The sequence below is a fragment of the Rhizobium sp. SVR5-9E genome, from assembly GCF_056755095.1.
The window spans coordinates 1-239 of record NZ_JBNDHS010000693.1; the positions used below are offsets into that span (position 1 = coordinate 1).

The 239-nt window shown below is 45.2% G+C and carries 1 protein-coding gene; it reads left to right on the plus strand.

Features of this window, described 5'->3' with window-relative positions:
• Positions 1-239, plus strand: a 239-nt coding sequence (locus ACPYOJ_RS36575) for an N-acetylmuramoyl-L-alanine amidase family protein (RefSeq protein WP_481420567.1), incomplete at both ends; no start/stop codon positions are given.

Genomic DNA, 239 nt, shown 5'->3' on the forward strand with positions numbered 1-239 from the left:
CTCCGGAATCTCTTATCGCACTGAAGCTTCAGCAAAGCAAATATCTGGAATCGAGTCTTCTTTTGGGAGGTTTGGTTGAGGAAAACTTTGTAAATAAAGACAAAAGAACATCCAGAGGCGTGTGGCAGAAAAACCTTCACGTGCTGCGTATGAATGCCATGCCATCTGTACTTATTGAGACAGGATTCATCAACCACCCTGAAGAGAGTCATTATCTGGCTTCGGACAAGGGCCAGGAC